Annotated in this window: 3 protein-coding genes; 2 read left to right on the plus strand and 1 reads right to left on the minus strand. The window is 46.4% G+C overall.

Annotated features, from left to right (window positions below):
* Positions 1-2 precede the first annotated feature (2 nt).
* Together Xind_RS09365 and Xind_RS09370 are read left to right on the plus strand one after the other, a co-directional pair.
* Positions 3-803 (plus strand): cyclase family protein, encoded by an 801-nt coding sequence (locus Xind_RS09365; protein WP_047683579.1) that lies wholly within the window; start codon positions 3-5, stop codon positions 801-803.
* On the plus strand, positions 800-2,401 hold the full coding sequence (locus Xind_RS09370) for a phytoene desaturase family protein (RefSeq protein ID WP_187649923.1): 1,602 nt from the start codon (positions 800-802) through the stop codon (positions 2,399-2,401). The genes Xind_RS09365 and Xind_RS09370 overlap by 4 nt, the downstream gene beginning before the upstream one ends.
* Before the next feature lie 79 nt (positions 2,402-2,480).
* Here Xind_RS09370 and Xind_RS09375 read toward each other — a convergent pair whose 3' ends face one another.
* Positions 2,481-8,660, minus strand: a complete 6,180-nt coding sequence (locus tag Xind_RS09375) for a non-ribosomal peptide synthetase (RefSeq protein ID WP_246432498.1) — start codon at positions 8,658-8,660, stop codon at positions 2,481-2,483.
* Positions 8,661-8,679: the final 19 nt, after the last annotated feature.

The following is an 8,679-nucleotide window of genomic DNA, read 5'->3' on the forward strand; positions in this document are numbered from 1 at the left end:
GAGTGAAAAGCCCACTAAATGCGTTTGTTACTGCGCTGAGTCAGGGAAGTGTGAGGATTATCGATCTCACGCAGACATTGTCCTCTGGTTTTCCGGCCTTGCAGTTACCGGAACAGTTTGGGCAAGTCTGGTCATTCAAAATGGAGCGTATTTCTCATTATGACGAGAATGGCCCGGCCTGGTATTGGAATAATTTCAGTTGCGGTGAGCATACGGGAACCCATTTTGATGCTCCGGTACACTGGATAAGCGGTAAAGATTACTCAGATAATACGGTTGATACAATCCCCTTGCATAATTTTATCGCACCCGCGGTGGTGGTGGATGCCAGTCAACAGGTGGCACGATATCCAGATTGGTTACTGACGGTTGAGTTTTTACAGGCATGGGAAGAACAATACGGACGTATTCCTGCCCAGGCATGGTTACTGTTCAGAACGGATTGGTCGAAACGGGCTGATGATCCGGTTCGCTTCCTTAATATGCGCGATGATGGTGCTCACACGCCGGGGCCAAGTCAGGAAACGGTAGAGTGGTTGATCCATGAACGTGATATCCGGGGGTTTGGAGTAGAAACGATTAATACCGATGCGGGTCAATCCTATTCATGGCCGGTGGTTTATCCCTGTCATACCTTGATACATGGGGCGAATAAATACGGTTTGCAGTGTCTGAGAAACCTCGATTTATTACCGCCAACCGGCGTAGTAATTATTGCCGCGCCTCTCAAGATTGAGGGAGGATCAGGAAGCCCACTGCGTGTCCTGGCTTTGGTCGAACAGCCTACAGGAGTGGCACCATGAGTAGTACTAAACCGCAAGTGATCATCGTTGGCAGTGGGATAAACTCATTGGTATGTGCTGCGTTATTGGCTATATGGGGGAAATCTGTTCTGGTACTGGAACGGAATGCCATACCAGGCGGTTGTATCCGTACAGAAGAACTTTTTCCCGGTTATACCCATGATGTGTTCTCCTGCTGGTATCCACTATTCCTAAACAGCCCGGCTTATCAAGTGTTGAAGCCTGCACTGGAAAAAGCAGGGGTGGAATTTATATACAGTGATTATTCAACCGGGCTGGTTCAACCGAATGGCAGGGGAATCGCCTTAAAGCAGAGTATCTTGGCTTCGGCATTGAAGTTTGATGCCATTGCGCCAAAAGATGGGGTAGCATTTTGCCGCATGGCACAACAGATTCTTCATGATGATGCTGCATTGATCTTTGGCTTACTGGGACAAAACCCTTATGGTTTTGGCATACTCAAGTTATTGTTTTCTGAATGGCGAAAACGTGGCATTGATGGATTAACTGAATTTCTCGGCAACTCACTGGAAACTTTCCGGCGCTGGTCTGAACGTGAATTGCAGTCTGAATTCAGTCGTGCGCTCATTGCACCGTGGGCACTACATACCGGACTGGGGCCGGATGATGCTGGCTCTGCCTTGATTGGTAAATTGACCTTTGCTGCTGTGATAGCCGGAGGAATGCCAGTGGTTAAAGGCGGTGGTAGTCGCATCGTTGAAGCATCACAGGCGATCATCGAACAACATGGTGGTCAGCTTCTTACTCATACCCAGGTTGACCGTATCATTACGCAAGGGCATGGAAAAAAACGCCGTGCTTTTGGTGTCATAGCCGCAGGAAAGGTTTATCACGCCTGCGATGCCGTCGTTTGCAATGTAACTCCTCAACAGCTTTATGGTCATTTATTGAATGACATTCCTGATACAGTCCGGCAACGTGCACAGAGCTATCGTTACGGACGTGGTGGGATGCAGATTCACTTTGCCTTGAATACGCCTCCATCATGGTGTGAACCGGAGTTGCGTCATGTGCCGCTTATTCATTTAACGGAGAGTATGGAACAGGTTTGTCTGTCTGTCACACAGGCTAATAACGGTTATTTGCCGAGTCATCCGACATTGGCTATAGGGCAACCAACCGCGCTTGATGCTTCCAGAGCTCCCGAAGGAGGGTGGATACTATGGGTTCAGATGCAGGAATTACCCGGTTATTTGAAAGGGGATGCTTTGGGCGAAATTCCTATTCCTGCTGATGGCAAATGGAATGAAACCGTCCGTGAAGCGGTTGCAGATCGCGTACAGTCTCGTCTGGAAACTGTCATACCCGGTTTTTCATCTTCGATTGTTGGCCGTAAGGCGTATTCTCCGGCAGATTTACAGGCATTGAATTGCAATTTGGTTGGAGGAGATCCCTATTCAGGAATTTGTTCACCGGATCAATTTTTCTGGTTGCGTCCTTTTGCCTCTTCGCAAGGTACGCAAGCACATCAAACTTTTGTCAGTAATATATTTCATATTGGGGCGTCAACACATCCTGGCCCTGGGTTAGCAGGAACTTCCGGCTACCTTGTTGCCCGTCAGCTTGCGCGGCGCTAATCAAATTAATTGATTATTTCATTTGTTATCTATTCAACTGACGAGGCCAGCAGTGCCAGCCTCGTTGATAATAATTAAGTTAGTTTATAGTAGCATTATCCTTAATTTCGAATGTATTGACTATTTCTGTGCTGATAGTGGAAACAGCTTCGATAATATTTTCGTGATAGCGATCATTAATCAATTTAATGACTAATGGATTGACTGCCCATTGGGAAATATTATTATCCGGTGTTTCTATGAGTAATTGGTTCATCATGAATCCAATCCCTTCTTTATTAAACGGACTCATTTGACCCGCTTTAAATAACGTGATGTGAGTGTGGGAGAGTTTTCCACTTAAATGGCAGTTAGCGATGCCAAATTCAAATGGTACTGCTTTCAATACCTTATTGATATAAGTGTCGCTTGCCCCCATTTCCTGCAATTTCTCAGTCATCTCCTTATATTTTTTTGATATATCTAATTTGTTTCTAAGCTCTCCTAGCTCATCGTTATTAATGATAGTATCTAATAAGAATAACTGAATTTTTTTTGCTCCAAGCTGTTCTAATTTAAATGCAATCTCCATCGCTAATTGTCCACCTAATGACCATCCTAAAATGTGGATAGGTTGATCAATAGACGTTTCTGTCAGAATCAATTCCAGATAGATTTGAGCTATTTGGTGTAGTGAATCTATTTGATTATCTGTGTAAAGATTATAGTTATCGATGCCTATACATTTATACACACCAGATAAGGTATTTGCCAGAGATTCATAGACTTCACTACCGGCATTAGCAGGATGAATCATAAACAATTTATTGCTAGCAATGGATTTTGGTGTTAAGGAATTAAGTAAACTGAATTTTGTATTATCTGTTTTTAGCCATTGAGATAACAAAGAAATGCATTTGCAGTTAAATAAAATATTTAAAGGAATATCAACTCCCATTTCATAACGTATCGCTGTGGTCAGCTTAATTGCCATCAAAGAATTACCACCGATGCGGAAGAAGTTATCATCGATACCAACCTGATCCAGTCCCAATACCTCTTGCCAAATAGTGCATAACTGGGTTTCCAGTGTATTACGGGGCGCGACATAGTTGTCACGATCCCCCCAGATTGGTTCAGGTAGGGCATGGCGATTTAGCTTACCATTCAGGGTCAGTGGGATGAACTCAATACGAGTCAAGCTGGCGGGCAGCATGTATTCCGGCAGACGGGAAGAGAGATACCTGATCAGGCTGTCATCAGACAGTGCGCCATCTGCCACCAGATACGCGACCAGGACTTTATTCCCTTTGTGATTGTGGTCGATGACCACCGCTTGTTCTACCTGTGGGTGAGAAGTGAGGACGTTTTCAACTTCCCCCAGTTCAATGCGGTAGCCGCGGATTTTTACCTGAAAGTCATTGCGACCGAGATACTCGATATTACCATCAGGCAGCCAGCGACCGAGATCACCTGTCTTGAACATACGTGTATTGGGTTGCGGGGAGAATGGATCGATAAGGAAACGTTCGGCCGTCAATTCCGGGCGATTCAGATAGCCACGGGCAACACCTCGGCCGGCAATATAAATTTCACCCGTGACCCCGATGGGAACGGGTTGGCCAGAGCCGTCAAGGATATAGCTTTGGATATTGGCGATTGGTTTGCCGATCACGGAGACTTCCGGTATCCCCTCAGCAGCATGGTATTCATACCATGTGGCATCGCCGTTGATTTCGGAAGAACCATAAAAATTAAGCAACCGAAGCTGAGGATAATGTGTCACAACCTGTTGTGCCAGTTCAGGCGCGAGTCGTTCACCGCTGCAAATTAATAGGCGAATGGGTTTCAGGCAATCACTGTCATCACGATTTTGTAGCAACAGTTTGAGCAGTGAAGGAACAACCACCAGATAGTTGACCCCGAAACGGCGCAAACCTTGACTGAAACGGATAGGATCTTTCACATCATGATTGTTGAACACCACCAGTTTGCCTCCAGCCAGCAACGTACCCAGTGTTTCGGTGATTGAATCGACAAAGCTGATACTGGTTTTCAGTGCGGCTACCAGCGGCGATGTCGCAATATCACGAACAAACCACAATAACCGGTTACACAGGGCTTGATGACTGCTCATCACGCCTTTGGGCTGACCTGTTGAGCCAGAAGTATAGATAACATAAGCCAGATGAGTGGTAGTCAGCTCTGATACATGCGGATTGTGATCCGGCAGGGTTGTTATTAACGATCCCTGATTGTCGAGCGTGATGATCGGTAATGAATTTACTGATAAGGTGCTGGCCAGTAAGGATGCCTCAGACATGGTGCTGGTCAGGGCATCAAACAATGCTGTTTGGGTCAGCAATGCGACGGGGGCGGAGTCTTTAAGCATATAGACCAACCGCTCACTTGGTTGCGCCGGATCAAGCGGCACATAAGCACCGCCAGCCTTGAGTATAGCTAACAATCCTACCACCAAATAGAAACTGCGCTCGGCATAAACTGCCACTCTGTCATCCGGGCGAATGCCTAATGCAATCAGATGATGAGCCAGTTGATTGGCCCGTTCGTTAAGCTGACGGTAGGTCAATGTTTCGCTTTCAAACACCAGCGCGATATTATCCGGTGTTCTTTCCACCTGAGCTTCAAACAGTTGTTGCAGGGTTTTGTCCTGCGGGTAAGGCGCATCGGTCTGGTTCCAGGTATGCAGCAGGGTATGGCGTTCTTCTTCACTGAGGAATGTTATTGACGTATGTGACTGATTCGGGTTGTCTGTTACCACGTGCAGAATACGTTCGAGTTGACAAAGCAAACGTCGGGCTTGTTCTTCTGTCAGCCAATCTTCACCATAACTTAATTTCATTATTAGACTGTTGCCCTGCTCGTAGGCCATCAACGAAATCGGGTATTCCACTTTTTCGACGGCCTGACGGAACATCAGAGTATGTTCTATACCTTCCTTGTTTTCGCTCGCCACTGGAACTGGATAATTTTCAAAGATCAGCAGGCTGTGGAACAATCGTTCTCCGTCAGATTGTAAACTGGCAAGTGAAACGGCACTGTGGCTATTGAGTGAGGCGATATCTTTCTGTATGTCCTGTAAAACAGTCGCTACACTGTTTGCCTGATCCCATTGCACCATCAGCGGCAATGTATTGATATACAGGCCAACACTGGATTCAATCTCATCCACTGGTACATCGCGGCCGGATACGGTAGTACCCACTATGGTTTGTTCATCACCCGTGTAGCTGTGCAGTAATTTATGCCAGGCAAATTGCAGTATCACATTCAGAGTAACGCCTTGTGTCCTGGACAGGTTCTTAAGTTGCTCATAAGCGCTTCCTTGTACAGTGAGTTGTTGTTCAGCAGGTTTTTCCACCGTTTTTATCTGCTTTAAATCAACGTGATGACTTAACAGAGCAGAAAAATTATTGGCTCCTTGAAATTGTGCTTTACGTTCCGACCAATAGGTATCTGACTCAGCTTTATGATCCAGATGATATTGCTGAGTTGCCAGATAAGCCTGCTCCATCACAATCAGGGGCGTTTGCCCGCTTATCAGTTGGTTGTAATACTCATGCACAGTTTGCAATAGAATCGGATTACTCCAGCCATCGGCAATACAATGATGTTGTGTGATCAATACTGTGACTAACTGTTCATCTTGCTTGATGAGAGTGAAACGAATTAAGCCGGGCTGGCTTAAATTAAAAGGCAGGGTTCGATCGTGTTGTTGGATTTCATCAATCGCCTTGTTTCGGTTCTCTTTTGATAACTGACTGATATCTTTGATCTTGAAGTTCTCTGGCCCAATGCTGGCGACCATTGTTACAATCTGTAATATTTTTTCTTCCCAATCAAACGCAGTTCTGAGAATAGGAAAACGCAACGAAGCCAGAGACCAGGCTTGTTGATAGACAGCAAAATTCACGTTGGTGTGATAATCCAACAGCATTTGTACACGATAAGCATCATCTTGTGGATGAGCCAGATGGTGATAAATAAATCCCTGCTGCAAGCTGGTGGCAGGGTACAGTGCTTCAATCTGATACTTCTGTTGAAGATTGCACAAGAGTTTGATTGAAAGCCCTTCAACACCATAATCACTGGGCGTTTTTACTCCTCCTGATTGGGCCTGCTTTTGACCAGTAGCGATGACGTTGTTGAGTGCTTGCTCAAATGCGGTGATAAACCTCTCTGTCCGGGTCTGTGGCAAGCGGGAATCCACACTAAATTGCAGTTTTCCCATATGAACGGCCCCATTGATACCCAACAGTAAATGACTGCCATTTTCGCTGGCTATCACAGTCCCACAATCATCGTTGGTGATGGACCAGTCTTGATGGCTGGTTCCTCCTAACTGGCCGAGATAGTTGAAACTGATAGTCGGTAAATCGCCAGCCAGGTGTCCTGCTTGATATAACGCACTGTAACCAATACCTTTGTTCGGTACAGTACGAAGCATCTCTTTGGTATATATGATGGTTTCAGCAATATCTGTCTGCATTGCCAGACGAACGGGATACATTGTAGTGAACCAGCCCACAGTTTCAGAAATATCTAATCTGTTATCTATGGATCCTCGTCCATGTCCTTCCAGAAGGATGTGGTTTACGGCTTGGGAGAACGTTTCTTGCAGGGCCAGTGTCAGCGCACTTAGCAGTAAGTCATTAATTTCAGTATGGTAACCGGTATTAGCTTCATGCAGAAGTATGTCCGTCATCTCAGCAGAAATGCTCAACAGGTGACGAGTCAGGTCATTCTGCGCGGGTTCGATGTTGTTTGCTGCTATCACCTGTTGCCAGTAGGGCACTTCATCCTGATGCTGCTGTGCGTAGCGATGGACAGCGGTTACCCATTGCCGATAACTGCTGGTCTTCGGAGGTAATGTCATGCCCTGTAATAACAAACGCATATCTTCAGCAATGATTCGCCAGGATACGGTATCAATAATCAGATGGTGGAATGCGAAGAATAACCGGGCACTGTCATCAGCATACCCGGTAAGGTGTCCGGCTTGCCATAATGGCCCGTTGTTGTAATCGAACCTATCTTGCCATTGGGTCAATTGTTGATGTAGCTCTTCCTTATTTAATCCTCGGATATCGCAGTTCTGTAAAAGGAGATGTGAAGGTGGCATTTTCCCGGAGCAGTCCTGAACTCCGAAATAGTCCTGAATCTCGAAATAATACTGACGGTAGCCGTTTCCGGTATCGATAAAACGAGTACGCAGCATATCATGTCGTTCAACCAGCATTATCAAAGCCTGTTCAATCTGTGCCGGCTTAATGTTACCGGGAATCCGAATCATAAATGCCTGATTCCAATGGTGTGGATTCGATAAATTCCAGTCGAAGAAAGTCTGTTGGATAGGCAATAAATCAAATTCCCCGCTTAATAATCCCTGTTCGGCAACTACATTTTCTGTGGATGATGATTGTTCTGTGGATGCTGATTGCGTCAGCAACAGAGCTAACCGGGCCACGGTCGGTGCTTCAAAAATCGATTTAACTTGCAGTGAAAAACCTGCTTGCCGCAGTTTGGAGACGAGCTGGATACTGACAATCGAATCACCACCGATACGGAAGAAGTTATCCTCAATGCCAACCTGTTCCAGCCCCAATACTTCTTGCCAAAGAGTACATAACTGGGTTTCCAGTGCAGTGCGGGGCGCCACATAACTGTCTCTGTTTACCCAGACAGGCTCTGGTAATGCCCGGCGATCTATTTTGCCATTCAGGGTCAGGGGGACAGACTCAAGACGGGTAAAACTGGCCGGCACCATATATTCCGGCAAACGCTCAGATAAGTGCTTAACCAGAATTTCATTTGATAACATGGCCTCTGTGACCAGATAAGCGGCCAGTACTTTATGGCCGTTATGCACACGGTCAATCACCACCGCTTGTTTGACTTGTGGGTGGGAAGTCAGGGCACTTTCGATTTCGCCCAACTCAATGCGATAACCACGGATTTTGACCTGAAAATCATTGCGCCCCAGATAGTCCAGCTTGCCATCCGGTTGCCAGCGCACCAAATCACCGGTTTTATACAGGCGGGTATAACCGTATTCTTTGTCTTTATCTGTAGCAAACGGATTTGTCACAAACCGCCCGGCAGTCAGTTCAGGCCGGTTTAAATACCCCCGCGCCAGCCCGGCACCGCCGATATACAGTTCTCCCGGTGCGCCGACGGGAGACAGATTGCCCTGTCCATCCAGCACATACAGACGGGTGTTATCAATCCCCTGACCAATAGCCAGATCACCGTGCTGCAATCGGTTCTGGCTGGCACAC

It is taken from the genome of Xenorhabdus indica (assembly GCF_014467235.1).
GTDB lineage: Bacteria > Pseudomonadota > Gammaproteobacteria > Enterobacterales > Enterobacteriaceae > Xenorhabdus > Xenorhabdus indica.

Coding starts and splice junctions, on each gene's coding strand:
- Xind_RS09370 (WP_187649923.1), top strand. CDS start 800: ATGAGTAGTACTAAACCGCAAGTGATCATCGTTGGCAGTGGGATAAAC.